20 protein-coding genes are annotated in these 25301 nt (G+C 61.9%); 5 read left to right on the forward strand and 15 right to left on the reverse strand.

The genetic code is table 11. The features are described from left to right. Positions 1–24: 24 nt before the first annotated feature. The 4 genes from acnD to ACN8M7_RS20980 form a co-directional block, all read right to left on the reverse strand. Positions 25–2634 carry a Fe/S-dependent 2-methylisocitrate dehydratase AcnD gene (acnD, locus tag ACN8M7_RS20965; RefSeq protein ID WP_490262106.1) on the reverse strand — a complete coding sequence of 870 codons (2610 nt, stop codon included), beginning with the start codon at positions 2632–2634 and terminating at the stop codon, positions 25–27. A gap of 14 nt (positions 2635–2648) precedes the next feature. Beyond that, complete coding sequence (prpC, locus tag ACN8M7_RS20970) at positions 2649–3806, reverse strand: bifunctional 2-methylcitrate synthase/citrate synthase (RefSeq protein ID WP_490262056.1); 1158 nt, start codon at positions 3804–3806, stop codon at positions 2649–2651. Between the two features lie 91 nt (positions 3807–3897). Next, a complete protein-coding gene (gene prpB, locus ACN8M7_RS20975; RefSeq protein ID WP_490262057.1) occupies positions 3898–4785 on the reverse strand; it encodes a methylisocitrate lyase in 888 nt (295 codons plus the stop codon). Then, the gene (locus ACN8M7_RS20980; protein ID WP_061238025.1) at positions 4782–5504 is read right to left on the reverse strand and encodes a GntR family transcriptional regulator; all 723 of its coding nucleotides are present in this window, start codon (positions 5502–5504) and stop codon (positions 4782–4784) included. The genes prpB and ACN8M7_RS20980 overlap by 4 nt, the downstream gene beginning before the upstream one ends. Positions 5505–5806: 302 nt before the next feature. On the opposite strand from ACN8M7_RS20980, the gene rloA reads away from it, so the two are divergent. The 3 genes from rloA to ACN8M7_RS20995 are packed head-to-tail and all read left to right on the forward strand — an operon-like array spanning position 5807 to position 8866. Further along, the gene (gene rloA, locus ACN8M7_RS20985) at positions 5807–6343 is read left to right on the forward strand and encodes a retropepsin-like aspartic peptidase RloA (RefSeq protein WP_061238021.1); all 537 of its coding nucleotides are present in this window, start codon (positions 5807–5809) and stop codon (positions 6341–6343) included. 5 nt (positions 6344–6348) lie between these two features. Continuing rightward, complete coding sequence (rloB, locus tag ACN8M7_RS20990; RefSeq protein ID WP_061238020.1) at positions 6349–7875, forward strand: osmotic stress tolerance membrane protein RloB; 1527 nt, start codon at positions 6349–6351, stop codon at positions 7873–7875. 4 nt (positions 7876–7879) lie between these two features. Further along, complete coding sequence (locus ACN8M7_RS20995; RefSeq protein WP_061238019.1) at positions 7880–8866, forward strand: alpha-L-glutamate ligase-like protein; 987 nt, start codon at positions 7880–7882, stop codon at positions 8864–8866. A gap of 48 nt (positions 8867–8914) precedes the next feature. On the opposite strand, the gene ACN8M7_RS21000 is transcribed toward ACN8M7_RS20995, so the two are convergent. From ACN8M7_RS21000 to ACN8M7_RS21030, 7 genes are all read right to left on the reverse strand, one after another. Next, positions 8915–10066, reverse strand: coding sequence for a MalM family protein (locus ACN8M7_RS21000; protein ID WP_490262058.1), 1152 nt, complete (start codon positions 10064–10066; stop codon positions 8915–8917). Positions 10067–10070: 4 nt separating this feature from the next. Further along, the gene (locus tag ACN8M7_RS21005) at positions 10071–11657 is read right to left on the reverse strand and encodes an outer membrane protein transport protein (RefSeq protein ID WP_061238017.1); all 1587 of its coding nucleotides are present in this window, start codon (positions 11655–11657) and stop codon (positions 10071–10073) included. Positions 11658–11675: 18 nt separating this feature from the next. After that, positions 11676–12680 carry a transporter gene (locus ACN8M7_RS21010; RefSeq protein WP_082768012.1) on the reverse strand — a complete coding sequence of 335 codons (1005 nt, stop codon included), beginning with the start codon at positions 12678–12680 and terminating at the stop codon, positions 11676–11678. 38 nt (positions 12681–12718) lie between these two features. Continuing rightward, entirely contained in the window at positions 12719–13480 is a 762-nt protein-coding gene (locus ACN8M7_RS21015; protein WP_061238015.1) for a C39 family peptidase, read from the reverse strand. A gap of 83 nt (positions 13481–13563) precedes the next feature. Beyond that, positions 13564–13986 carry a DUF6160 family protein gene (locus ACN8M7_RS21020; RefSeq protein WP_061238014.1) on the reverse strand — a complete coding sequence of 141 codons (423 nt, stop codon included), beginning with the start codon at positions 13984–13986 and terminating at the stop codon, positions 13564–13566. Positions 13987–14220: 234 nt separating this feature from the next. Next, the gene (locus ACN8M7_RS21025; RefSeq protein WP_490262059.1) at positions 14221–16944 is read right to left on the reverse strand and encodes a helix-turn-helix transcriptional regulator; all 2724 of its coding nucleotides are present in this window, start codon (positions 16942–16944) and stop codon (positions 14221–14223) included. Beyond that, the gene (locus tag ACN8M7_RS21030) at positions 16941–19655 is read right to left on the reverse strand and encodes a winged helix-turn-helix domain-containing protein (protein ID WP_490262060.1); all 2715 of its coding nucleotides are present in this window, start codon (positions 19653–19655) and stop codon (positions 16941–16943) included. The genes ACN8M7_RS21025 and ACN8M7_RS21030 overlap by 4 nt, the downstream gene beginning before the upstream one ends. A gap of 164 nt (positions 19656–19819) precedes the next feature. Here ACN8M7_RS21030 and pabB point away from each other — a divergent pair, with 164 nt between their 5' ends. Further along, positions 19820–21178 (forward strand): aminodeoxychorismate synthase component I, encoded by a 1359-nt coding sequence (pabB, locus tag ACN8M7_RS21035; RefSeq protein WP_490262061.1) that lies wholly within the window; start codon positions 19820–19822, stop codon positions 21176–21178. Between the two features lie 51 nt (positions 21179–21229). Here pabB and thrH read toward each other — a convergent pair whose 3' ends face one another. Continuing rightward, positions 21230–21847 carry a bifunctional phosphoserine phosphatase/homoserine phosphotransferase ThrH gene (gene thrH, locus ACN8M7_RS21040; protein WP_024308402.1) on the reverse strand — a complete coding sequence of 206 codons (618 nt, stop codon included), beginning with the start codon at positions 21845–21847 and terminating at the stop codon, positions 21230–21232. Between the two features lie 175 nt (positions 21848–22022). On the opposite strand from thrH, the gene ACN8M7_RS21045 reads away from it, so the two are divergent. Further along, positions 22023–22643, forward strand: coding sequence for a phosphoadenosine phosphosulfate reductase domain-containing protein (locus ACN8M7_RS21045; RefSeq protein ID WP_179544796.1), 621 nt, complete (start codon positions 22023–22025; stop codon positions 22641–22643). Positions 22644–22703: 60 nt separating this feature from the next. Here the strand turns inward: ACN8M7_RS21045 and cysB are convergent, their stop codons facing one another. From cysB to ACN8M7_RS21060, 3 genes are all read right to left on the reverse strand, one after another. Then, entirely contained in the window at positions 22704–23678 is a 975-nt protein-coding gene (cysB, locus tag ACN8M7_RS21050; protein WP_490262062.1) for an HTH-type transcriptional regulator CysB, read from the reverse strand. Between the two features lie 103 nt (positions 23679–23781). Beyond that, positions 23782–24282: a universal stress protein gene (locus tag ACN8M7_RS21055; protein ID WP_061238008.1), complete on the reverse strand. Its 501-nt coding sequence runs from the start codon at positions 24280–24282 to the stop codon at positions 23782–23784. 111 nt (positions 24283–24393) lie between these two features. After that, positions 24394–25299 carry a 5'-nucleotidase gene (locus ACN8M7_RS21060; RefSeq protein ID WP_490262063.1) on the reverse strand — a complete coding sequence of 302 codons (906 nt, stop codon included), beginning with the start codon at positions 25297–25299 and terminating at the stop codon, positions 24394–24396. Positions 25300–25301: the final 2 nt, after the last annotated feature.

Below are 25301 nucleotides of genomic sequence, written 5' to 3' on the forward strand. Positions count from 1 at the left end.
GACGGGCCGGCATGTCACGTCAGGTCACGCCACCGCGCCTTCGAGGAAGTCCTTGGCGAAACGCTGCAGCACACCACCTGCGTTGTACACGCTGACATCGGCAGCGGTATCCAGGCGGCAGGTCACTGGCACCTTGACCGTCTCGCCGTTACGGCGATTGATCACCAGGGTCAGGTCGCAGCGCGGCGAGATATCACCCTCGATGTCATAGGTTTCAGTGCCATCCAGGCCCAGGGTCAGGCGTGTGGTGCCCGGCTTGAATTCCACCGGCAGCACGCCCATGCCCACCAGATTGGTGCGGTGGATGCGCTCGAAGCCTTCGGCGACTATCACCTCGACGCCCGCAAGACGCACGCCCTTGGCCGCCCAGTCGCGGGACGAGCCCTGGCCGTAGTCGGCACCGGCGACGATGATCAGGTTCTGCTTGCGGTTCATGTAGGTCTCAATGGCTTCCCACATGCGCATCACCTGCCCTTCCGGCTCGACGCGAGCCAGCGACCCCTTCTTCACCTGCCCGTCGACCACGGCCATTTCATTGACCAGCTGCGGGTTGGCGAAGGTGGCGCGCTGCGCGGTCAGGTGATCGCCACGGTGGGTGGCGTAGGAGTTGAAGTCCTCCTCCGGCAGGCCCATTTTCGCCAGGTACTCACCAGCAGCCGAGTCCGCCAGGATGGCGTTGGACGGCGACAGGTGATCGGTGGTGATGTTGTCCGGCAGGATCGCCAGCGGGCGCATGCCCTTGAGTGTGCGCTCACCGGCCAGCGCGCCCTCCCAGTATGGTGGACGACGAATGTAGGTGGACATCGGCCGCCAGTCGTACAGAGGACTTTCCGCCTCCTGCACGCTGCCCAGGTCGAACATCGGAATGTAGATCTGGCGGAACTGCTCCGGCTTCACGCTGGCAGCGACTATGGCGTCGATTTCCTCGTCGCTCGGCCACAGATCCTTGAGGGTGACCGGATTGCCGTTGGCATCTGTACCCAGCGCGTCCTGCTCGATATCGAAGCGCACGGTGCCGGCGATGGCGTAGGCCACCACCAGCGGCGGCGAAGCGAGGAAGGCCTGCTTGGCGTAGGGATGGATGCGCCCGTCGAAGTTGCGGTTACCCGAGAGCACCGCAGTGGCGTACAGGTCGCGGTCGATGATCTCCTTCTGGATCGCAGGCTCCAGCGCGCCGGACATGCCGTTACAGGTGGTGCAGGCGTAGGCGACGATGCCAAAGCCGAGCTTCTCCAGTTCCGCCAGCAGACCGGCTTCTTGCAGATACAGCTTGGCAACCTTGGAGCCCGGTGCGAAGGAGGTCTTGACCCAGGGCTTGCGCACCAGCCCCAGCGCGTTGGCCTTCTTCGCCACCAGGCCGGCGGCGATGACGTTGCGCGGGTTGGAGGTGTTGGTGCAACTGGTGATGGCGGCGATGATCACCGCGCCATCGGGCATCAGGCCCTGGGCTTCTTCGCCCTTGCCGGCCTGCAGCTTGGTTTCGTCGGCGATGCCACGCTCGGCCAGCGCCGAAGTCGGCAGGCGGCGATGCGGGTTGCTCGGGCCGGCCATGTTGCGCACCACGCTACCCAGGTCGAAGCGCAGCACGCGCTCGTACTCGGCGCTGGTCAGCGCGTCGCTCCACAGACCGAGGGTCTTGGCGTAGTTTTCCACCAGCGCCACCTGCTCCGGCTCGCGGCCAGTGAGCTTGAGGTAGTCGATAGTCTGGCCGTCGATATAGAACATCGAGGCGGTAGCGCCGTATTCCGGGCACATATTGGAGATGGTGGCACGGTCGCCGATGGACAGGCTGTCCGCCCCCTCGCCGAAGAACTCGACCCAGGCACCCACCACGCGCTCCTTGCGCAGGAACTCGGTCAGCGCCAGAACGATGTCGGTGGCGGTGATGCCCGGCTGGCGCTTGCCAGTCAGCTCGACGCCGACGATATCCGGCAGGCGCATCATCGACGGATGGCCAAGCATCACGGTCTCGGCTTCCAGGCCGCCGACGCCGATGGCGATCACGCCCAGGGCATCGACGTGCGGGGTGTGCGAGTCGGTGCCGACGCAGGTATCAGGGAAGGCGATGCCGCCGCGCGCCTGAACCACCGGGCTCATCTTCTCCAGGTTGATCTGATGCATGATGCCGTTGCCGGCCGGGATCACGTCGACGTTCTTGAACGCGGTCTTGGTCCAGTCGATGAAGTGGAAGCGATCCTCGTTGCGGCGATCCTCGATGGCGCGGTTCTTCTCGAAGGCATCCGGGTCGAAGCCCGGTGCTTCCACAGCCAGCGAGTGGTCGACGATCAACTGAGTCGGTACCACCGGGTTGACCTTGGCCGGGTCACCACCCTTTTCGGCGATGGCGTCGCGCAAACCAGCCAGATCGACCAATGCGGTCTGGCCGAGAATGTCGTGGCAGACCACGCGCGCCGGGTACCAGGGAAAGTCCAGATCGCGCTTGCGGTAGACCAGTTGCTCCAGAGCGGCGGTCAGGTCTTGTGGATCGCAACGGCGCACCAGTTGCTCGGCGAGTACGCGCGAGGTGTAAGGCAGCCTGTTCCAGGCGCCGACCTGGATCGCCTCGACCGCCTCGGGGGCGTCGAAGTAGTCCAGCACAGTGCCAGGCAGGCGCTTGCGGTATTGGCTATTCACGGTGTCAGTCATGGTTATTTACGCTCCTCGAGCGGCACGAACTTCAGGTCTTCGGGGCCTGTGTAGTTGGCGCTCGGGCGGATGATCTTGCCGTCGATGCGCTGTTCAATGACATGCGCCGACCAGCCGGCGGTGCGGGCGATGACGAACAGCGGAGTGAACATGGCGGTGGGCACGCCCATCATGTGGTAGCTCACGGCGCTGAACCAGTCGAGGTTGGGGAACATCTTCTTGATCTCCCACATCACGCTCTCCAGGCGTTCGGCGATGTCGTACATCTTGGTGTTGCCCTGCTCCACGGAGAGTTCGCGGGCCACTTCCTTGATCACCTTGTTACGCGGATCGCTGACGGTGTAGACCGGGTGACCGAAGCCGATCACCACTTCCTTCCTCTCGACACGGGCACGGATGTCAGCCTCGGCCTCATCGGGAGTGTCGTAGCGCTTCTGCACCTCGAAGGCCACCTCGTTGGCCCCGCCATGCTTCGGCCCGCGCAGCGCGCCGATGGCGCCGGCGATGCAGGAGAACAGGTCGGAGCCGGTACCGGCGATCACCCGCGAGGTGAACGTGGAAGCATTGAATTCGTGCTCGGCATACAGGTTGAGCGAGGTGTGCATGGCACGCACCCAGGATTCGCGCGGCTTCTCACCGTGCAGCAGATGCAGGAAGTGGCCGCCGATGGAATCGTCGTCGGTCTCCACCTCGATGCGTTTGCCGTTATGGCTGTAGTGATACCAGTACAGCAGCGCCGAGCCGAGGGAGGCCATCAGCTTGTCGGCGATGTCGCGGGCGCCCGGATGGTTGTGGTCGTCCTTCTCCGGCGCCAGGCAGCCGAGTACGGATACCGCGGTACGCATCACGTCCATCGGGTGCGCCGAGGGTGGCAGTTGCTCCAGCGCCGCTTTGACCCCGGCCGGCAGGCCGCGCAGGGCCTTGAGCTTGGCCTTGTAGCCGGCCAGTTCGGCGACGTTGGGCAGCTTGCCGTGTACCAGCAGGTGAGCGATTTCCTCGAACTCGCAGCGGTTGGCGAAATCGAGCACGTCATAGCCGCGGTAATGCAGGTCGTTGCCGGTGCGGCCAACGGTGCACAGTGCGGTGTTGCCGGCGGTGGTACCGCTCAGGGCGACGGATTTCTTCGGCTTGAAGCCAGGGGTGGTTTCAGTCGAGCTCATGGTCATCTCCTTATCTCTTGTTCTGCGTACGCGGTCCGGATGCGATCCGGCACCACGATAACCATTCCCGGATTGCATCCGGGCTACAGCCTTATTTCTTGCTGGCGGCGAACAGCGCGTCGAGCTTCTGCTCGAAGGCGTGGTAGCCAATGCGGTCGTAGAGCTCGACACGGGTCTGCATCAACTCGATCACGTCCTTCTGGTGGCCGTTCTCGCGGATCGAGGTGTAGACAGTTTCCGCCGCCTTGTTCGCCGCACGGAAGGCCGACAGTGGGTAGAGCTGGATGGCGACACCAACCGAGGCCAGCTCGTCGCGGGTGAACAGCGGCGTGGCACCGAATTCGGTGATATTGGCCAGCACCGGCACCTCTAGCGCCTCGACGAAACGCTGGTAGGTGGGCAGGTCATAAGCGGCTTCGGCGAAGATGCCGTCGGCACCGGCCTCGACGTAGGCCTGGCAGCGCTCGATGGCGGCATCCACGCCTTCGGCCTGGATGGCGTCGGTGCGGGCGATGAGAAAGAAATCGGGGTCGGTCTTGGCGTCTGCGGCGGCGCGCACGCGGTCGACCATTTCCGCGCAGGAGACGATCTCCTTGCCCGGACGGTGGCCACAACGCTTGGCACCGACCTGATCCTCGATGTGTGCAGCGGCGGCGCCGGCCTTGATCAGGTTCTTGACGGTGCGCTCGATATTGAAGGCCGAGGGGCCGAAGCCGGTATCGATGTCCACCAGCAGCGGCAGATCGCAGACATCGGTAATGCGGCGCACGTCGGTGAGCACGTCGTCCAGGGTGTTGATGCCCAGATCCGGCAGACCCAGGGAGCCAGCCGCCACACCACCACCGGACAGGTAGATAGCGCGAAAGCCGGCGCGCTTGGCCAGCAATGCATGGTTGGCGTTGATCGCGCCGATCACCTGCAGCGGGTGCTCTTCGGCGAGGGCCTTGCGAAAGCGCTGGCCGGCGGAAAGCTGGGTCATGAATCACCTCGGGTCTTGGATGAAGTGGCAAGCGCTTCCTTGTAGTGGCGCTCGATATTGCGTTTGGAGGCGCCGATGTGACGGCGCATCAGCAGTTCGGCCAGTTCGCCGTCACGTTCGGCAATGGCATCGAGAATGCGGTGGTGCTCGGCGAAGGCCTGGTGCGGCCGGTTAGGCGTGGCCGAGAACTGCAGGCGATACATGCGCACCAGCTGGTACAGCTCGTCGCACAGCAACTTGGCCAGAGTGCGGTTGCCGCTGCCCTGGATGATCCGGTAGTGGAAGTCGAAGTCGCCCTCCTGCTGGTAGTAACCGACGCCGGCCTTGAAGGCGGCATCCTGCTCGTGCAGTTCCAGCACACGGCGCAGTTCATCGATCTCCTGCTGGGTCATACGCTCGGCGGCCAGGCGACAGGCCATGCCTTCGAGGGACTCGCGGATCTCGTACAGTTCGATCAGCTCGGCATGACTGAGCGCCACCACCCGGGCGCCCACATGAGGAACACGCACCAGCAGCTTCTGCCCTTCCAGGCGATGGATCGCCTCGCGCAGCGGGCCACGGCTGATACCGTAGGTGCGCGCCAGTTCAGGCTCGGAGATCTTGCTGCCCGGAGCGATCTCGCCCTTGACGATGGCGGCCTGTATCAAACGGAAAACATGCTCGGAGAGCGTTTCCGAATCCACCTGCGGCGCTGTAGAGACTTCAGACTCTAGCAACATCATTGTCGACACCTTCAAATTCAATGGCTACAAAACTACGCCTAAAGGCCATTTCAGTCAAAGCAGACCAAAGTATTGTCGACAATATTCCTGACAGGGCATGACGAGCGATCCGCGACCTTACTTGCAGAAAGCTACATAAGCTTCTGTCAGCACGGAAAATCCCCATGTTAGAATCCGCGCATTCACGCCCGGCCATTGCCTTTTGCCATGCCTGCTAGAATTCACCGCAGGCAGTTGTATGGCAGGATGCCGCCAGACGCTGTCGCTCAACCGCCCCTGGCAATACCTCTCAAGGACTCATGAGACTGAAACCCTTCTCCTTGTTGCTCTGTCTGCTGACCTTGTCCTGCCCGGCTCTGGCCATGGGCAAGTCGATCTATGGTCTGAACGAATACATCCATATCGAAGAGCTGGATCTTCAGGTGGCTGCCAAGCTCGACACCGGCGCCAAGACCGCGTCTCTCAGCGCTCGCGATATCAAACGTTTCAAGCGTGACGGGGAAACCTGGGTGCGTTTCGTGCTGGCCATAGACGACGCCCACGAACGCACCATCGAGCGCCCATTGGCGCGCATCAGCAAGATCAAGCGACGTGCAGGTGACTTCGATCCAGAGGAAGAAAAGACCTACACAGCACGCCCGGTAATCGACCTGGAACTGTGCATGGGAAAGACCCTGCGCACGATCGAAGTGAACTTGACCGACCGAAGCGCATTCCAATACCCGCTTCTGATCGGCTCCGAAGCGCTCAAACACTTCGAAGCCATGGTCGATCCAAGCCTTAAATATGCAGCTGGCAAACCCAACTGCACCAATGACGCAACCCCTGGCGAGTAATTCCCATGCGCTCTCTGAACCTGCATCTGAAAGTCCTGATCACCCTGCTGGTGACCCTGGGCGTTCTGATTACGGCATACCAAATCTTCATTCTCGGCATTCCGGTGACCGAGGACGAGACCGACGATCTGTGGAACATCGATGCCAAGGTCGAATTCCAGGCAACCCCGCGTGAGCCGGTGAAGCTGCAGATGTTCGTACCGCCGCTGAACCAGGATTACGTGAGCCTCAACGAGAGCTTCATCTCCAACAACTACGGCGTCAGCGTCAACCGTGTCGACGGCAACCGCCGTGTCACCTGGTCGGCCCGTCGCGCCAGCGGCAAGCAGACCCTGTACTACCGCCTGGTGCTGACCAAGCGTTACAGCGGCGAGCAGACGCCAGCCAAAGGCCCGATCTTCCGCGACAGCATCCCGGTCGAAGGCCCTGAGAAGATCGCTGCCGAGGCCTTGCTCGCGCCGATTCGCCAGCACTCGGCGGATGTCGAGACCTTCATCAGCGAAACCATCAAGCGCATCAGCAACGCCAATGACGACAACGTCAAGCTGCTGCTCGGTGGCGATGCCTCTACCGCCAACAAAGCCAAGGTGGTCGAGCTGTTGCTGTCCATCGCCCATGTACCGATGGAGCGCGTGCACACCATTCGCCTGCAGGCCGAGGTCGCCCAGTCGCCCGAGCTGTGGCTGCGCAGCTTCAACGGCCAGAAGTGGTTGTACTTCAACCCGGAATCCGGCGAACAGGGCCTGCCTGTCGACCGTCTGGTCTGGTGGACTGGCGATGGTGATCTGGTCAGCCTCGAAGGCGGCAAACAAGCGCAGATCAGCTTCAGCCTGAACAACAGCGAGATGAACGCCATCCGTCTGGCCAAGCTGACCGACGAAAACACCGATGCGTCGTTCCTCGAATATTCCCTGTATGGCCTACCGCTGCAGACCCAGCAGACCTTCATGATCATGGTCATGATTCCAATCGGCGTGCTGGTGATCCTGATCCTGCGCAACCTCGGTGGCCTGCAGACCCTGGGCACCTTCACTCCGGTACTGATCGCCCTCGCCTTCCGCGAGACGCAACTGGGCTTCGGTATCTTCCTGTTCACCGTGATCACGGCGCTCGGTCTATCGCTGCGCTCCTATCTGGAACATCTGAAGCTGCAGATGCTGCCACGCCTGTCGGTAGTGCTCACGTTCGTCGTGGTGCTGATCGCCACTATCAGCCTGTTCAGCCACAAGCTGGGGCTGGAGCGCGGCCTGTCCGTGGCGCTGTTCCCGATGGTGATTCTGACCATGACCATCGAACGTCTGTCGATCACCTGGGAAGAGCGCGGTGGTGGTCACGCCTTCAAGGTCGCCATCGGTACCCTGTTCGCCGCGACTGTCGCGCACCTGCTGATGAGCGTGCCTGAGCTGGTGTACTTCGTGTTCACCTTCCCGGCGATCCTGCTGATCCTGGTGGGTTTCATGCTGGCGATGGGTCGCTACCGTGGCTACCGCCTGACCGAACTGTTCCGTTTCAAAGCCTTCCTCAAGGACTAACACCATGTTCGGCCTGATCAAGACGTGGAAGGCCCTTGAAGCCAAAGGCATCATGGGCATCAACCGACGCAATGCGGATTACGTGCTGAAGTACAACAAACGGCACCTGTACCCCATCGTCGACGACAAGATCATCACCAAGGAGCGGGCCATCGAGGCCGGCATCGACGTGCCGGAGATGTATGGCGTCATCGAAACCGAGAAGGGAATCGAGAAGCTCGACGAGATCATCGCCGGGCGCAACGATTTCGTCATCAAGCCGGCCCAGGGTGCCGGTGGTGATGGCATCATGGTCATCGCCGACCGTTTCGAAGATCGTTTCAAGACGGTATCCGGCAAGATCGTCAGTCATGAGGAGCTGGAGCAGCAGATTTCCAGCATCCTGTCCGGCCTGTACTCGCTCGGCGGTCACCGTGACCGCGCGCTGATCGAGTACCGGGTAACCCCGGACACCATCTTCAAGAGCATCAGCTACGAGGGCGTGCCGGACATCCGCATCATCGTGCTGATGGGCTATCCGGTGATGGCCATGCTGCGCCTGCCGACCCGCCAGTCCAACGGCAAGGCCAACCTGCACCAGGGTGCCATCGGTGTCGGCGTGGACCTGGCCACTGGCGTCACCCTGCGCGGCACCTGGCTGAACAACAAGATCAGCAAGCATCCGGACACCACCAACGCGGTGGACGGCGTGCAACTGCCGAACTGGGATGGTTTCATGAAGCTCGCCGCCGGCTGCTACGAGCTGTGCGGCCTGGGTTACATCGGTGTGGACATGGTTCTGGACCAGGACAAGGGCCCGTTGATTCTCGAACTCAACGCGCGCCCCGGCCTGAACATCCAGATCGCCAACGACTGTGGCCTGACCCACCGCGCCCATGCGGTGGAAGCACGCCTGGAAGAGCTGAAGGCCAAGGGCATTCAGGAAGACGCCGAAGAGCGCGTGCGGTTCTCTCAGGAACTGTTCGGCCATATCATCGGCAAGGAAGTCTGAGTACCAGTTGCGCCAGGTCACCCAGACCTGGCGCGACCTGCGGCTCACTCAACGCACTATCGCCAGCTCGAACGCCCCTTCATCCGCATGCGCATGCCGCTGCATGCCCGCCTCATCTACCGCCAATGCCTGCAAGGGTCGCTTGAACGGCTTGTTGTCGAGCGTTTGCAGGCTGCGGTCTTCGTCGGTGGTAATCAGCAGCACATAGCGCTCGCCCTGCTCTGCACGCACCTGCACCGTGCCTTCGATGAAGGCGTAGCGGTACCAGGTTTCCGGATGCAGCTGATATACCGCATCACTGACCAGCCGCGTCGGACGCTTGGCCTCGTCAAGAAACAGCAGCGATGGATAGACCACCTCACGGTTGGCGAAACTGCGCACGCGCAGGCCGTAGCTCTGCCGTGAGACGGGTAACTTCAACGCCGCGTAATAGCTGCGCCCCATGGGGAATTCGAAGCTCGGCGAAAAACGATCCAGTTCCTCATAGCGCGGCTCTTGCGCTGACAGCAGACTGAAGTCGCTGTCACGCATCTGCCCGCAACAGCGAGTCGACAGCTCGCCATACAGGCTTGCACCACGCGCCTGGCTACCTTCGAGCAAGGCCTGCATGGCACTGGTGGGCTGGCCATCGAGCGTCGGCAAGGATGGTTTGCTGCGCTCGAACTCGATCTGTCGCCCCTCGCTGTAACGAACCGTTGAAACGCCAGCGCGTGGCTGAGCCTCGACGGATCTGCCAGGCACCGGCGCGTTGTGCATCCGCCCCTGTTCATCGACCCAGGTGTAATAGGGACTGTCGTTGCTGTCGCGCTGGAAGCCACGCCCCTCGAGCACAGCCGAGTCGATGTAGTCACCAGCCCGCTCACCGCTGGCCAGCACCTGATCACGCCCCGAGCTGCCGGCAACCTGTGCACCGGCGTAAAAGCTGTTCTGCAGCTGACCACTACCGTCGATCCAGGTGAAATAACGCCGCTTGCTCTCCCCGGTACTTGGCGCACTGCCCGGCCAGGCACCGCCATCGCCGAGCCGGGCCTGGTCACTCTGCTCGGCGCGCCGCTGAGCCTTTAGCTGTTGCTCGGCGAAACGGCCGTCGACGAAGGTGTTATGCACCCTGCCGAGATCATCGACCCAGGTCAGGTAGCGACTGCTGGCGCTGGCCTGCATCAGCGGCAAGACCATCAACATCCACAACAGGCTGCGCATCGTCTCAGAACCTCGAGGTGTAGGTCATGGCGAAGATATAGGCCTTGACCGTGGTTTCGATATTGAGCCCGGCGTACGGGTTGTAGACCAGATTGTCCAAGCCTTCGCAGCTGACGTTGCAGCTGCTGCCGGCAGGTATGCTCTGTTTGGAGACGAAGTAGTTGAAGCCGACGTCGATGGTGGTGTCCTTGTCCCAGCGATAGCCCAGGCCAAGGCCGTAGAGATCGGCGTCGCCCACCGGTGCCAGGACGTCTGCCTTGTTCTTCGGGATGGCTGAAGGGCGATATTCGTAGCCTGCGCGCAGCGCCAGACGATCATTGACGTCGTACTGTACGCCAACGCCCCAGCTCCAGGTGTCGCGATAGCCGCGGTCGAGAATGATGCTGCGGTCGGTGGCATTACCGCCACCGAAGGTCTTGGCGATACGCAACAGATCCAGCTCTCGATCGAACTCGATCTCGAAGTTGTTCCAGTCGCTGTAACCAACCCAGCGCAGATCCAGATTGAACTGCCACTTGTCGAACGGGCGCACCTTGATACCGGTGCTGAAGGCATCCGGATAGGTCAGCTTCAGCGAGGCGTTGCCACTCTCCTCCTCCGCACCATAGGGAAACAGCGGGCTGAGAATCTGCCCAGCCAGGGCCGACTGGAAGCCTTGCCAGAACCCTGCCCAGTCTTCGCTGTAATCCACACGGTACTTTCCCTTGAGATTCATCCGCGACTCGCTCTGGTAGGTCGCGCCCCATGAGAACCAGTCCGTCGGCTCCCAAAGTATGCCCAGGTTGTAGGAGGGCGACAGACTCTCCTGCAAATCCAGATCGAGGTTGGCCAAGGAATCGAACGGACCGATCTTGCCACCGCAGACGTTGATGAATGGTCCCAGGATTTCATCCAGCCCAGGCAGGCACAGTGCCTCGTTAAGGATGCGAGTCAGGCCAGTCAGCATGCCGGGGTTACGAAAGTCCTGATTGAGCGCCACGGCCTGGTGGGAGAAGCCGATGGACAGTCCGACCGACAGCTCGTCATTGACCTGATAGGCCAGCGACGGCGAGAAATAGGTGATGCGTTGCAACGAGACCTGGCGCCCCTGGAACCGCCCTGGGTCGTCATCGGAATCGCGCGAATAACCCAGCGCCATCGGCGCGTAGACGTTAGTGGCGAAGGTGAACTTCGAACCCGGCGGGTTGATCGACAGGCCAGCCAGTGGCGCCACCAGCACCGGCAGCTCGGTCATGCCACCAACACCTGGCAGATACATGGTCGGCGTCAACGTGCGGCTGCTGGAGTTCTTGAACGGGTCATCGTCGTAACCCATGAAGCCATACCCTTCCCTGGCCGCGAACTTGGCGCGGATATCCATCACACCACTGAGCAGCTTGACCGTGGTCTGCCGCCCCTTGAGCTTGCTCAACGCAGCCGGGTTGTAATGCACGGCATCGATACCGGTGACGTCGGCAGTCACGGCGTTGCCCATGGCCATGGCCTTGGGGTTGCCGATGGTCAGGTTGGTGGCCAGTTGCGCCTGGGCAGGCAGAACGCAGGCCGCGCCCAACCCCAGCAGCAGCGCCTGCAGCTTGGCAAGATGAGTCATGTCTGGTTCGCTCGCTGCTTATTCGGCCTTGAGGCCCTTGATATCCAGGGGCATGGAAATCCCGAGCAGGACATCGGGCGAATCCTCGGTCATGCCGAAACCGGCGTTGACGTTGACGATGGTGTTCGGTGAGGTGCGCAGACCCAGCGAGAAGTTCATCACCGCACTGGTCTGTTCGTTACCCTCGAGCGTGACGTCACTGAAGGTGAACTTCGGCGCCAGGTTGTGCGCCATCTGCAATGAGGTAGCCAGCGACACGTCATAGGACAGGGCGTAGGCGAAGCCCATGCTCAGCGACAGGCTCGAGCCCGGGTCGACCCTCTCCAGCAGACGGCCGCCGCGTACCTGATCGGCATTGCGGATCGGCAGGTTGTAGGTGTAGCCAAGCGAGCCGAACAGCACCACCGGGTCGATCACGTAGGACAGGTTGGCCCCGACTCCCAGACTGTAGTAACCGCTGCCGGTGGCCAGGCCATCATCCAGACTGACGTCGTAAGGGCTGTCGCCAGTTGGCAGACCCAGGGTGGCGAACAGCGTGGTGACCGGACGGCCACGCACCGACGACCAGGGCTGCCAGCGGAAACTGGCGGAAATATCCCCCAGGCTGTACGTGCTCAGGTCACGCTCGGTGTCGTACTTGGCCAGAAACGGCACGCGCATGCTGAAGGTGAGGTTGTCCCACACCCCGTAATCGAAGGTGAAGGAGTTGGTGAAGGTATGCTGCGCCTCGCTTTGGCCGATCACGCTGAAGACGTTCTGCCCGGTACGCACGGTCTGGATCTGCGTATCGCGCAACAACGAGTAGTCGAAGCCGTAGGTCAGGGTGCGCTCACCCTTCTTGAGCAGGGTGTAGCTCTTCTCGGCGGCCTGGAACACCTCTTCCAGCGCCTTGGCGCTGTCGGCGTCATCGTCTTTCTTGGTCAACGCATCGCGAGCATCGTCGACCGTGGTGTCGTCGGCCATCAGCGGCTGCACCGCAACCAGCGTCAGCATGACCAGCCATGCATACCCCGAAACTCCCATGGCGCTATCCCCAGATCGTTATTGTTATGCCGGGTGAATCACTTGCGGCGAATGTATTGGATGTCGCCTCCCGACCCCAGTTGGTCGGCCTGATTCGTGGTGAACTTGGCCATCTGCGGAAATTCGCGAAAGGCCAGCATGCTGATGGTGCGGTCATCGATGATGCGCAGGTCGCGGTCGGTCAGCGCCATGGCGTTGGCCGGCTCGTTGCCGCTGGGGAAGATCACGAACAGTACGTTCTGATCCCAGATCTCCTCGAAGCGCACGCGCGTGAAACTGATGTTGCCCAGCGCCGGATCGGCAACGAATACGTGCTCGTTGTAGACGTCACGCACCACCACGAAATGTTTGAAGCCGGCGTACTCGATGGGCACGATGGCCGGGTGCTCGAGCTGCGCCAGGTCGTCGAAAGCGGCGCGAAACCCACCACTCTTGTAGCCCAGGGCAGTGACGAAACGCTTCATGTCGAGCAGGGAGAAACCGCGGCGCTCGACGATCTTTTCCGCCTCGCCGAAATGCAGCAGCCCTTCCATCACCTGGCGTTCCTGCAGGTTGCGCCCGAGGTAGTAGTCCAAAAGGCTTGTCAGCGCCGCGGAGCCACAGCTGTAGTCATAGGCCTGGCGAATCACGTTGCGAAACTGCAACTGGCTCATCGGCTCCAGCACCACCGACTCGCGCAGCGGGCCATTGGGCAGCAGCGGCTGGGTGATGTTCACGGTGCCGGCGGGCTGCGGTTTGATGTCGACAGCCTCGGTAAAACCGTACAAACCTATCAGGCTGCCCACGAGAATTTCGATCATTGGTCAATCCGCTACTGCGTACAACGAGGCAGGAGCCCGGCCACGAAAGCGGCAGAGCTCCTGTGGATCAGCTCAAGCGAGGATCAATGACCCCAGATCTTGACGGTGGAACCGGCCATGTCGAGGCCGTTGATGGCGACGCCACCGATGGTGCCGTTGCCGATCTTCACTGCATCCACGGCTACCCCGCCGTTGATGCCCGGCAGGCCGATTTCCAGCTTGTTGTCGACCACGTCGATGGTCAGCGGATTGGCTTCGTCGATGTTGAAGCCAGACAGGGTGACGGTGTTCAGGCTCAGGCTGTTGCTGCCATCGCTGACGCCGGTTTCGGTATCGGTGTAGACGATCGAACCGATGGTGGCATCGAAGTTACCGGCGATGCTGATACCGGCCTGACCAGTAACGCCTGCCAGGGCAGTGTCATCCAGCGACTTCAGGTCGGCCTGGGCCATGAACGGGACTGCCATGACGGCGGCGGCGAGAGCGATTTTCTTCAGGGTCATCATTGTTGTTATCTCCACAGTTCAAATGGGGGGTCCCCGGGCTCTGCCGGTGACGTCCTGTCACGAGCAGCCTGACCGGCTCATGCCGATCACCAGACCTGTCGCGGCTTCCTTAGGTACGCCAGGTTTGGAGTCGCGAAACGCGCTGCGCTTCGAGATGGCTACAAGCTACTAACCCGCCATTCAACTGCCAGCCCATCCAAGGGATGGAGCACGGCTCTTTTACCGCCCTCCCCGTCACGCCTCGCTCAACAGCCCCAGACTCTTGCCCTTGAGCACCGCTTGAGTGCGGCTACGTACCCCAAGCTTGGAGAACAGGTTGTGCAGATGCCATTTGATGGTTGCTTCGGACAGGTGCACTGCCTGGGCGATATCGCGATTGGAAAGCCCGGCCGCAACGAGCCGCAATATTTCTCGCTCGCGATGGCTAACATCCTGATTTTCCTCGAAACTTTCAGGATCGATAGCCAGCCTGCGACACTGTTCACGGAGCATTTCCGCCACCCCCTGCCAGGCGTTGGCACGCCTGGAGTCGGCACTGCGCCAGGCATCCCAGAGCGGCAACAGCCATAGCGCGTCGTCCTGGAACAGCCGGCGATAACCGCATTGCCAGGCTTCCGCCAGCGTCGAGCGCAACAAGGCGAAGGCTTTTTCGCTGTTACCTTTGCGCCAATACGCCACAGAAAGTAACAGGCTCAGACGCAGGCGCCGATCTCGCTGGTGCTTGGCGCCCTGCTTCGCCAGGCAGGCCTCCAGGCACGCCTGGGCCTTGTCCACCCGTCGTTCGCTCAATGCCAGGCGCGCCTGGCTCAGCGCCAGTACCGTATGCGCATCGCCATAGCGCTCGATGGGCAGCGCGGCGATATGGCGCTCCAGTTGCTGATAAATGCGCTGCGCCTCGTTGGGCCTGCGCAGCCACAGCAGGAACTGCACCTTGCAGCCCATGCCAATGGCGAATACACGCTCGTAGCCCAGCCCCTGCAAACCGGCCAGCCACTCGTCGAGCTCCTCCAGCCCCTGCTCGCCCGCTCCGGCGAAGAAGCGCGCCCGCGCCATCACCAGCTTGCCGCGACTGATCAACTCGACCGGGGTGGCGACATCACGCCAGGTGGTCGCCAACGGCAATTCGGCGAGGATTGCACCGTGCCGGTCCTGCTCGTAAAGCAGGTCGGCATAGGCCAACGCAAGTGGACCGCCAACCCGGCTGCGTCGACCAAAAACCTGCTCCACCCTCGCCCGCGCAGCCTCGGCCAGGGAGCGGCCACGCTCCAGTTCGCCGTATTCCTTGCAGATCAGGGCTTCGATCAGGCTGGCCATCACGTGCAGGTACTCGCTCTCGCACTGGCGCAGGTTCTCCCGCGCCACGGTAATCGCCTTGGCCGCCTCACCGAACTCGCCGAGCAGCGCAAACGCCGCCGCTTGCACGCACGCCAGGCTGGCACGGAACACCGGCTGGTTCTGCGGCACCAGCGCCAGCCACTGACTGGCGACCTTGAGGCAGGCTTCGAGCTTGTCCTGATACAGCATGACCAGCGCCTTGAGCACCTGAGCAGCGGCCAGCAGCTCGATCAGCCCGAAGTGCATACCCTTGCCGCGCCCTTGCGTCAGGCGCGTGCTCACCTCTTCGATCAACGCCTCGGATTCGGCGAACTTCTGCTCGAACGCCAGTTGCCAGGCATAGAAGATCTGGAACACCGGCTGCTCGGTGATCTCCACCGGCGGAATATCCTTGAGAATGGCGAGGATGCCGTACACCCGATTGCCGGCGATCAGGCGCGCGCCCTGGCGCTCCAGCAGTTCGGCGGCGAACGCGTAATCGCGGGCCCGCAAGGCGTACTTGATCGCCTTGTCGGCGAGGTCGTGGCTTTCGCACCAACGTGCCGCTGCGTGCAACAGGTGCGCCGGGTCGCCACGTTTGGCCAGGCGTCCCTGCAGGAACTCGGCGAACAGATGGTGATAGCGAAACCATTCGCCCTGCTCGTCCAGTGGGATCACGAACAGCTGCTCACCCTGCAGGCGATGCAGCATGTCACCACCGTCCTGATGACCGGTAAGGGCGTCACACAGGCCGGCGTTGAATTCATCGAGCACCGAGGTCTGGTCGAGAAACAGCTGCATCGCTTCCGGCAAGCTGGCCACCACATCCTCGGCCAGGTAGTCGGCGATATTGCGTTCGGCGCCTGACAAGCCGGCGAGAAACGCGGCGCGATCGTGCTGGCGCGGCAAGGCCAGCGCCGCCAGATGCAGGGCCGTGATCCAGCCCTCGGTACGCGCATGCAGCAGATCGAGCTCATGGTCATCCAGAGCCAGACGCTTGATGTCGCGCAAGTAAGCGGCCGTCTCCGCCCGGGTCAGACGCAGGTCCTCGGCCTTGAGCCAGAACGCCCAGCCAGCGAACGCGGGCGACTCATCGAGAAAGCGTGGCTGATGACGGGTACTGGCCACCAGTCGTACCTGTTTGGGCAGGCGCTCGATCAGATAGCGCGAGCTCTGACCAAGCGTGGGATGGCGAATACGGTGGAAGTCGTCGAGCATCAGGTAGAGGTCTTGCGGCAGCCCTTTCAGGTCATCGATAAACGCATCTATCGCTGCCTCCAGGGGCCAGCTGATCTCGCCCTGAAGCAGCGCCGTGGCACTGCTCCCGAACCCCGGGCAGACGGCGGCGACGGCCGCCACCAGGTACTGCAGCAGCCTTGCCGGTTCACTGTCGCTCTCATCGCACGACAACCAGGCGACGCGCGCACCTTGCGCCTGCAAGCGACTGCGCAACTGGCTGAGGACGGTGCTCTTGCCGAAGCCGGCGGGCGCACTGAGAACCATCAGGCGTTGCTCACGCGCCTCCAGCAAACGCTCGATCAAGGCCGAACGCTCCAACAGCGGAGCGCCCTCGGCGTGGGCGGGATACAGCTTGGTACGCAACAGCGGAGCAGCAGCTTGGCAGGTCGGATTCTGACTGTTCATGATTCGAGTAGGCTCAGCTCGCGGGCACGACGGATGGCTTGGGTGCGGTTACGCACCTTGAGCTTTTCGTAGATGTTGTGCAGGTGCCATTTGACGGTCCCCAGGGCCAGCGACAGCTGCTGGCCGATCTCTTCGTTGGACATGCCCTTGGCGGCCAGGCAGACCACTTCGCGCTCACGCTCGGTCAGCCCTTCCTCCAGCACATCCAGCGCCTGCCGTGACTCCTGGCCGGGCCAGGCGCTCAACAGGCTGCGAATGAATACCTGCAATGCCGGCTGGCGCTCGGCGGACTCCAGCTGCTGCAGCATCTGGCGGATCGCCTCGCCTTCCTCGATGAACAGGCTGCGAACCTCTTCTCGCTCGGCCCCGATCAGGCACTGCACCAGCAGGCTTTGTGCGCGCTCCTGATAGCCCAGACGCTGATAGCTCAACGCCGCGAGTAGATCCAGGCGCAGGCCATATAGCCCGTGCCAGCCTTCCTGCAACTGACCGCGCAGCTGGGTGATCTCATGCAGCGCTTCGCTGTAATGCCCGCGCGCCTGCTGCAGGCGAATGCGGGTCAGCCCCAGCACCCAGGACACCGGGTTGAAACTGCGCTGTTTGTAATGACCTGCCAGCTTGTTCCAGTCCACCGACTTCAGGCGCTGTTCTGCGCGCTTGCTGCGATCGGCCAGCGGTTCCTGAAGCGTCCAGGCAATCTCCTCGCCCACAGCCTGCACGTAGAAGCGCCAGGAGTGGTGACGGGCTGCCAGATTCTGCATCAGCACCAGGGTCGCGACGGCCTCCTTCGGAGCATCCTGCTGACGCTGCAAACGCGCCAGACAGAGCATCGCCTGAGCATAGAGGTCGATCGGGTTGATCACGTCGACCGTCGCCAGAGCCCAGCGCAGCCGATCCTGCAGGCCTTCCAGGCGGCCTTGCTGATAGGCGATCAGCGCCTCGCTGATGGTGGGTAGAACCAGCGCGCGGGACTTTTCGCCGAACCAGGGCATCACGCGCGCGCGCAACTGTTCGAACAACAGCTGTGCCTGCTTCACTCTTCCCTGTTCCAGACACAGCAGGATTTCCACATTGGCCAGCTGCATGTCCAGATAACGACCTTCGAGGAAATGGTTGCGCTGCTGCGCCAGCGCCAGCAGCTTGCGCGCATGGTCGCCATGGCCGAGCATGACGCTGGCCAAAGCGCCGACGGTGAGAATCGCCACCTCAAGGAAGGCCGTGTGCTGGCCCAGTTGCGCCTCGATGCGCCGCGCCAGAACGACGCAGGTATCCAGGTCGTCTTTCTGCAGGGCGATCACCGCCTTGATCGCCAGCGTCGCCAATACCTTGTCACTCAGCGGCCCGTTCGTGCGTGACTCGCCCCAGCGCTCCAGCAGCTCATCGAGCATGCGATTGGCCTCGCTCAGCCCCAGCTCGGCCGCACGGGTCCAGACATCGGCCAGCACCAGCACGGGAAAACGCGCAGCGATCTCGTCCGGCACGTGCTGGCGCCATTTGTAGATAAGGTTGAGTTGGCCACGGTTGATCAGCTCCAGGCCGCAGCCGTCGAGCAGCGCAGCGAGCATCTCGGCATCTTCGGCATGACGGGCGTGCTCGATGGCCAGGTTCTGCATGTGGTGATTGGTGAACCACAGGCTGGCATTGAAATGCAGCTGCTTGAAACGCTCCGGATCGCGCTCCTTGAGGCGCGCACGGAGAAATTCGGCGAACAGGTTATGGAAGCGATACCACTGGCGTTCGCGATCCATGGGCAGGAGAAACAGCTGCATGACCTCCAGGTCTTCCAGCAGCTGCTGGCCGTCATGGCGTCCGGTCAGCGTACTGGCCAGATCACCGCTGAGCTGTTGTGCCACGCCGAGTGCCAGCAGTTGCTCCTGACGCTCGGCCGGTAACTGCTCGAATACCGAGCGCAGCAGGTAGTCACCCACGGCGTTCTTGTCGGCGCCCAGCTCCGCCATGCGCTCGGTCGGTTGCGGGTGGTTGCGCAGCCACAGGCTGGCCAGGTGCACCCCGACCATCCAACCCTCGGTGTGGCTATACAGCGCACCAAACTCCTCGGCATCGAGCTGCAGACCGCTGCGCTCCAGATAACCGCGCGTTTCCTCGGCATTGAGCCTGAGTTCCTCGCTTCCTAGCTCCAGCAGCAACCCCTTGGCGCGCAATGTGGCCAGGCTCAGTGCCGGTTGCGAACGGCTGCCGATGGCCAAGGTGAAATTCGGCGGCGCTAGCTTGACCAGTCGGTTGAGCGCCGCGAGCAGCTCGCCATCCTGGATCAGATGCAGATCGTCGAGCACCAGCAGGAGCGGTTCGCAGCGCAGCGACAGGTCTACCAACAGGCTTTCCATCACCGCCTCGACGGGCACGCGCATGGTGTTGCGCAGGTAGGCCGATGCGTCGTCACCGAAGCCAGGCAATGCGCGGCCCAATGCTTCGATCAGTTGCTGGTAGAAACGTACCGGCTCATCATCGTCCGACCCCAGCGACAACCAGGCAACGGCACTACCGGCCTGAAGACGACGCTCCACCAGCATCGCCAGCGCGGTGGTCTTGCCAAAGCCAGCAGGTGCGCAAAACAGCACAAGACGAGCGTGGGGATGGGCCGATAACGCGGCTTCGACCTGGGGTCTTGCCAAATAGTCCGCAGATGCCTGGGGCGGCGACAGTTTCGAACGCAGCAGGCTTCCAGCGGCTGGACCTATAACTTCATCCATGGCCTGGATCCCTTCGTTAATTATTGTTCTGGTACGACAGTTCAACGTCCTGGCACGGCTCAATACTAATCAGCTGAACGCACCGTAGCAAACCCGGCACAAGCTCTAGGATGAATGTTAGCGGCAGACTACAATCGCCCCTCCCACACTCCCGAATGCCACGCATGCCAAGCTGCTCTCTGCACCCGATTGCTTACCGGAAAGATCCCAGCGACCACTTCCAGCGCATCCGCCAGGCACCCGGCGCCGTACTGCTGGACGCCGGACACCCGGGGGCCGAGCGTGGACGCTATGACCTTATGAGTGCCTGGCCATTGGCAGAACTGGCGCCAGCGAGCGACGAATCGGCCAACGACTTCCTGCAACGCCTGCGAGGCGCATTGCAGAGCCTTGGCCACGCCGATGCACCGGCGCAACAACCATTGCCATTCGTCGGTGGTTTGATCGGCTATCTGTCTTATGACTTCGGTCGTCGCCTCGAGGCGCTGCCCGAGCAGAGCATCGATGATCTGCATCTGCAGGATGCGCGCTTCGGCCTCTATGCCTGGGCACTGATCAGCGATCACCAGCTGGGCAGCAGCGTCCTGATGTTTCATCCGACCCTGCCGGAGGCCGAGCGGCAGCGCCTGCAAACGCTGTTCGCAGCAGCACCTGAGGATCAAGGCGCCTCCTTCTACCTGACTCAGCCATTCCAGGCCGATATCGATCAGCACCGCTATCGCCAGGCCATCGAACGCATCCAGGGCTACATCCTTGCCGGCGATTGTTATCAGGTGAACTTCGCCCAGCGTTTTCAGGCGCCCTGCGAGGGTGACCCCTGGGCCGCCTATCTGGCACTGCGCCAGGCCTGCCCTACGCCCTTCTCCGGTTTTCAGAACCTGGGCAATGGCGACGCCATTCTCAGCCTCTCGCCCGAGCGTTTTCTCAAGGTCAGCCAGGGCCAGGTGGAAACCCGCCCGATCAAAGGCACGCGACGCCGTGGCCATGATGCCGACGATGATCAGGCGCAGGCCCAAGAGCTACTGGCGAGCCGCAAGGATCGCGCCGAAAACCTGATGATCGTCGACCTACTGCGCAACGATCTCGGTCGCAGCTGCCGAATCGGCTCGGTGAAAGTGCCGGAGCTGTTCGCCCTGGAGAGCTATCCCAACGTGCATCATCTGGTCAGCTGCGTGACCGCCGAGCTGGCGCCTGACAAGGATGCGCTGGACCTCATCGCTGGCAGCTTCCCAGGTGGCTCCATCACCGGCGCACCGAAGATCCGCGCCATGCAGATCATCGATGAGTTGGAGCCAACCCGACGCGGGCTGTACTGCGGCTCCCTGCTGTATCTCGACGTGCGCGGCGAAATGGACAGCTCCATCGCCATTCGCAGTCTGCTGGTCAAGGACGGCAAGGTCAGTTGCTGGGGAGGTGGCGGCATCGTCGCCGACTCCAACTGGCAGGCCGAGTACCAGGAGTCCATCACCAAGGTGAAGGTGCTGCTGGAGACGCTGGAGCGCTTGCCGGCACCGGACCAGTAGGGGCTCCAAACGAAAAACGCCGCGATTCGCGGCGTTTTTCATGGTTCGGCGTTACAGGCTCAGCTTGCGATTCGACGCCTTGAGGAACTCTTGCTTGAGGTCTTCATAAGTGTGCACCGCCGGGAACTGCGGAAACTCGCGAATCACGTTGTCCGGTGCATGGAACAGGATGCCGGCATGGGCCTCGCTGAGCATGGTGGTGTCGTTGTACGAGTCGCCAGCGGCGATCACGCGGTAATACAGACTCTTGAAAGCGATTACCGACTGACGCTTGGGGTCTTTCTGACGCAGTTGGTAGCTGACCACGCGATCATTCTCGTCGGTGATCAGGCGATGGCACAGCAGGGTCGGGAAGCCGAGCTGGCGCATCAGCGGCTGGGAGAACTCGTAGAAGGTGTCAGAGAGGATCACCACCTGGAAGCGCTCACGCAGCCAATCGACGAATTCCACTGCGCCATCGAGGGGCTTCAGTGTGGCAATCACGTCCTGGATATCCTTCAACTTCAGGCCGTGCTCATCGAGAATACGCAGGCGCTGCTGCATCAGCACGTCGTAATCGGGGATGTCGCGGGTAGTCGCCTTGAGCGACTCGATGCCGGTTTTTTCCGCAAAGGCGATCCAGATTTCCGGGACCAGTACGCCTTCCAGGTCGAGACACGCGATTTCCACAGGCCACTCCTCGGTTGAGCCAAAAAGGAGCCGGCACTCTAGCCGCTGAACCTGAGTGGCGCAATGCAACCTGCTTATAACCATAAGACAGGTCAACAATAGCCTTAGTTATTTAGCTGTATAACTGGCCTTTGCTACCATCGCGCCCTCACGCACTTGATCTGGAGCCCTCAACATGGAACTCGACCTGGACGCGCTCAACGCCGAATTCGGCAACCAGCCTGAAAAGCTGGTTCAGTGGGCTATCGGGCTGGGCAAACCGGCCATCTGCACCACCAACTTCCGCCCGTTCGAAGCGGTGATCCTGCATATGGTCAGCCAGGTCAAGCCGGACATCCCGGTGGTCTGGATGGACAGCGGCTACAACACCGAAGCCACCTATCGCTTCGCCGATGAGGTAGCGCGCAAGCTCAATCTCAACCTCATCACCTACCTGCCCAAGCGCTCGCGTGCCCATCGCGAAGCCATCGACGGTCCGGTGCCCGCTCTGGACGATCCGCGTCACGCGGCGTTCACCGAAGAGGTGAAGCTCGAGCCCTTCGCCCGCGCCCTGCGCGAGACCGCACCCAGCGTCTGGTTCACCGCCCTGCGCGCGACCGACACTGCCGTACGTGCGCAGATGGATCCGATCAGCATCAACCCGGACGGCCTGATCAAGGTCGCGCCCCTGCTGCACTGGAGCTCCAAGGACCTCTACCAGTACCTGGTCGCCCATGACCTGCCGAACGAGTTCGATTACTTCGACCCGACCAAGGGCGAAGACAATCGCGAGTGCGGTCTGCACCTGAGCCACTGATCGCTCCCGTGCGAAACGAAAATAGCGCCCAAGGGCGCCATTTTCGTTTCGGTCAGTTTTTCAGTGCATCGGCAGCTCGACGCCGCTGAACAGTTCTTCCAGCTCGGACTTGTTGTGGCACTGCACGGCCTTGGCCAACATGTCACGGGTCAGGTGCGGCGCGAAACGCTCGATGAAATCGCACATGAAGCCGCGCAGGAAGGTGCCACGCCGGAAGCCGATCCGGGTCACGCTGGGCTCGAACAGGTCATCGGCGTCGAGCACCACCAGATCAGGATCAAGCTTGGCGTCAACCGCCATCTTGGCCACGATGCCAACGCCCAGGTTCAGGCGCACATAGGTCTTGATCACGTCGGCATCGGCCGCGGTGAACACCACCTTGGGCGTCAGGCCGCGATGACTGAAGGCCTCATCCAGCTTCGAGCGCCCGGTGAAACCGAATACGTAAGTGACGATGGGGTATTCGGCCAGCGCCTCCAGGGTCAGTTTCGGCAGCTTGGTCAACGGATGGCCCTGCGGCACGACAACGCAGCGGTTCCAGCGGTAGCAGGGCATCATGATCAGGTCGTTGAACAGCTCAAGACCTTCGGTGGCGATGGCGAAATCCACGCTGCCGTCGGCCGCCATCTCGGCGATCTGGGTCGGCGTGCCCTGATGCATGTGCAAGGCCACGTCCGGGTATTGCTTGATGAAGGCACTGATCACCGGCGGCAAGGCGTAGCGCGCCTGGGTGTGCGTGGTGGCGATGGATAGCGTGCCCTTCTTCTCGTTGGAGAACTCCTGGGCGATCTGCTTGATGCTTTCGACCTTGCGCAGAATCTCGCCGGCGGTGGTGATGATGCGTTCTCCAGCCGGGGTCACGCGGGTCAGGTGCTTGCCACTGCGAGCGAAGACTTCCACGCCCAGCTCATCCTCGAGCAAGCGAATCTGCTTGCTGATCCCTGGTTGCGAGGTGTACAGGCTCTGAGCGGTAGCCGATACGTTGAGGTCGTGGTGCGCAACTTCCCAGATGTAGCGCAATTGCTGAAGCTTCATATGTTTCCCTCAGAGCAGTAAGGCAGGCCAACAACCGCCAATGCCGTATATAACCATATTATTGGTTTAATCTGACAGACTAGAACTTTTTATTAGCCCTCCGTTACAAATCCCCATGCCCCCGATGCTGCAGCATCGGCACCAGGTACACCGGCACCTCCGACAGCTGCACGATGCGCGCTGCCGTTCGTCCCAGCGGCACAGCCAGCTCCGCACCATGGCTATGACTGCCTACGACCAGCAGATCCACTCCAAGTTTCTGCGCTTCCTCGAGAATCACCGCGGGTGGATCCCCCTGCAGCACCCGCACCGCACGTATCAGCTGCAGGTCCTGCAGACCATCACCCAACTCGTCGCGAAAGCCCTCCAGTACGCGCTGCTCGATGCTGCCCATGACCGTACTCAGCCCATTGCGGCGAAGCTCCCCCAGGATTTCCTCATCCAGATAGGTCTGCAGGACGGATTCGGCGAACAGCCCCATAGGCTCCACGGCGTGCACCACGTAGAGATCGGCCTTGAAGCTACGACTCATTGCGAGGGCGTGCTGCAGCACATAGGAGGCGTAAAGCCCCAGATCGGTAGCATAGAGAATCGAACGGATCACACGGCCTCCTCGACTGCTGGCGCAGGCCCATGATTGAGCTTAGCAGCGCATCAGACAAAGCAAGGTCCGCGAGGTTATTTAGGACGAATGGCTATATGCGGTCGTCCAGGCTCACGGCAGCAGCTCGTTGCTCACACCATGTGGCACATGACCGGTAGCCACCACCTGGCGGGCCTTTTCGCAGTGCCCGGTCTGGTCATCGAAGAACACATCGGCGGCGAAGGCTTCGAGCACCGCTGACTTGTCCAAGCCACCGAGGAAGAAGGATTCGTCCAGACGGATGTTCCACTCACGCAGGGTGCGAATCACCCGTTCGTGAGCTGGTGCCGAACGCGCAGTGACCAACGCGGTACGAATCGGGCACTCGGCTTCGGGAAACTCCTGCTGCAGCCGGTGCAACGCCGCCAGAAATGGTTTGAAAGGCCCGCCTGGCAAGGCTTGCCGAGCGGCTTCACGCTCATGATCCTGAAAGGCGTTGAGGCCGCCACTCTGGTAGACCCGCTCGGAGTCATCGGAAAACACCACGGCATCGCCATCGAAGGCGATCCGCAGCTCGTTGCTATTGGCTCGCCGCGCACCACCGGAAAGCAGCGTGGCCGCGCCAAAACCGGCCTTCAGTGCATTGCGCACGTCCTCGGCATGGGTAGACAGAAACAGGTGGCAGCCGAAGGCCGCCAGGTAAGGATCGGGACTGCGCCCGCCGACGAAGGCTGCGCGGGAGATACCGAGGCCGTAGTGCTGGATCGAGTTGAAGGCACGCAAGCCGGTATCGGCGCTGTTGCGCGACACCAGGATCACTTCCACACGCTGCTCGCTAAGACGCTCGTTGAGCCCCAGCAACTTCTCCACCAATGGGAAAGCGTCGCCCGGCATCAACACTTCGTCTTCGTGCTCGATCTGATAGCGGCGATAGGCTTCCACGCCTTCGCTTTCATAGATCTGGTGACTCTCGCTCAGATCGAACAGTGCCCGCGAAGAGATCGCCAGCACCAACTTGTCCCCCAGCCCCTTACCCATGC

It is taken from the genome of Pseudomonas spartinae (genome assembly GCF_965197125.1).
Taxonomy (GTDB): domain Bacteria; phylum Pseudomonadota; class Gammaproteobacteria; order Pseudomonadales; family Pseudomonadaceae; genus Aquipseudomonas; species Aquipseudomonas composti_A.

Bases quoted from the DNA above. Each gene is read 5' to 3' on its own strand.
- ACN8M7_RS21010 (WP_082768012.1), bottom strand. From the start codon at position 12,680: ATGGGAGTTTCGGGGTATGCATGGCTGGTCATGCTGACGCTGGTTGCG.
- ACN8M7_RS21060 (WP_490262063.1), bottom strand. From the start codon at position 25,299: ATGGGTAAGGGGCTGGGGGACAAGTTGGTGCTGGCGATCTCTTCGCGG.
- ACN8M7_RS21030 (WP_490262060.1), bottom strand. From the start codon at position 19,655: ATGGATGAAGTTATAGGTCCAGCCGCTGGAAGCCTGCTGCGTTCGAAA.
- rloB (WP_061238020.1), top strand. From the start codon at position 6,349: ATGCGCTCTCTGAACCTGCATCTGAAAGTCCTGATCACCCTGCTGGTG.
- cysB (WP_490262062.1), bottom strand. From the start codon at position 23,678: ATGAAGCTTCAGCAATTGCGCTACATCTGGGAAGTTGCGCACCACGAC.
- pabB (WP_490262061.1), top strand. From the start codon at position 19,820: ATGCCAAGCTGCTCTCTGCACCCGATTGCTTACCGGAAAGATCCCAGC.
- ACN8M7_RS21015 (WP_061238015.1), bottom strand. From the start codon at position 13,480: ATGATCGAAATTCTCGTGGGCAGCCTGATAGGTTTGTACGGTTTTACC.
- ACN8M7_RS20995 (WP_061238019.1), top strand. From the start codon at position 7,880: ATGTTCGGCCTGATCAAGACGTGGAAGGCCCTTGAAGCCAAAGGCATC.
- prpC (WP_490262056.1), bottom strand. From the start codon at position 3,806: ATGAGCTCGACTGAAACCACCCCTGGCTTCAAGCCGAAGAAATCCGTC.
- ACN8M7_RS21025 (WP_490262059.1), bottom strand. From the start codon at position 16,944: ATGAACAGTCAGAATCCGACCTGCCAAGCTGCTGCTCCGCTGTTGCGT.
- ACN8M7_RS21045 (WP_179544796.1), top strand. From the start codon at position 22,023: ATGGAACTCGACCTGGACGCGCTCAACGCCGAATTCGGCAACCAGCCT.
- ACN8M7_RS21005 (WP_061238017.1), bottom strand. From the start codon at position 11,657: ATGACTCATCTTGCCAAGCTGCAGGCGCTGCTGCTGGGGTTGGGCGCG.
- ACN8M7_RS20980 (WP_061238025.1), bottom strand. From the start codon at position 5,504: ATGTTGCTAGAGTCTGAAGTCTCTACAGCGCCGCAGGTGGATTCGGAA.
- ACN8M7_RS21020 (WP_061238014.1), bottom strand. From the start codon at position 13,986: ATGATGACCCTGAAGAAAATCGCTCTCGCCGCCGCCGTCATGGCAGTC.
- rloA (WP_061238021.1), top strand. From the start codon at position 5,807: ATGAGACTGAAACCCTTCTCCTTGTTGCTCTGTCTGCTGACCTTGTCC.
- ACN8M7_RS21000 (WP_490262058.1), bottom strand. From the start codon at position 10,066: ATGCGCAGCCTGTTGTGGATGTTGATGGTCTTGCCGCTGATGCAGGCC.
- prpB (WP_490262057.1), bottom strand. From the start codon at position 4,785: ATGACCCAGCTTTCCGCCGGCCAGCGCTTTCGCAAGGCCCTCGCCGAA.